The following is a 689-nucleotide window of genomic DNA, read 5'->3' on the forward strand; positions in this document are numbered from 1 at the left end:
CACACCAGCGGAAACGGCAGAAAGGAGCGCACCCATGCCAAGAATGAGCAAGAAACGGCGGCTGGAATGGTCTTTTTTCCTGCGGCAAGTAAAAGTCGGGAATACCACCTGCGACCGTATCACATACAACGACCTCTGCCGGGGCTGTACCCATAGCTGCAAGCAGAGCTTCCGGGCGGTTATCATACTCTGCCCCCACTACTACTCCAAACGCCGGAAAAAGGAGGACAGGGACAATGGCAGATAACCGCAAGTATTACTACCTCAAGCTGAAAGAGAACTTTTTTGACAGCGACTCCATTGTGCTGCTGGAAGATATGAAAGACGGGATTTTATACTCCAATATCCTCTTGAAGCTGTACTTAAAATCGCTGAAAAACGGCGGGAAATTGCAGCTTGACGAGCATATCCCCTACACAGCGCAGATGATAGCGACACTGACCCGCCACCAGATAGGGACGGTTGAGAGGGCTTTAGAGATTTTCCGGCAGTTGGGGCTTGTGGAGCAGCTTGACAGCGGGGCTTTCTATATGACCGACATTGAGCTGATGATAGGACAGTCCTCTACCGAAGCCGAGAGGAAACGGGCTGCAAGGCTGGAAAACAAGGCACTTTTACCGCCCCGGACAAAAGGCGGACATTTGTCCGACATTCGTCCACCAGAGATAGAGTTAGAGAAAGAGATAGAG

Annotated in this window: 2 protein-coding genes; both read left to right on the forward strand. The window is 51.2% G+C overall.

Going from position 1 to position 689, the window contains the following annotated elements; genetic code table 11:
* Positions 1 to 34 precede the first annotated feature (34 nt).
* Positions 35 to 247: a hypothetical protein gene (locus GPK49_RS09195; protein WP_058966390.1), complete on the forward strand. Its 213-nt coding sequence runs from the start codon at positions 35 to 37 to the stop codon at positions 245 to 247.
* The coding region (locus GPK49_RS09200; protein ID WP_215677571.1) for a phage replisome organizer N-terminal domain-containing protein at positions 237 to 689 on the forward strand (453 nt) is incomplete at its 3' end. The genes GPK49_RS09195 and GPK49_RS09200, both read left to right, overlap by 11 nt.

This window comes from Clostridium sp. MCC345 (assembly GCF_018785345.1).
Lineage (GTDB): Bacteria > Bacillota > Clostridia > Lachnospirales > Anaerotignaceae > Anaerotignum_A > Anaerotignum_A faecicola.

Excerpts from the sequence above, each read along its gene's own strand:
- GPK49_RS09195 (WP_058966390.1), top strand. The coding sequence starts at position 35 with ATGCCAAGAATGAGCAAGAAACGGCGGCTGGAATGGTCTTTTTTCCTG.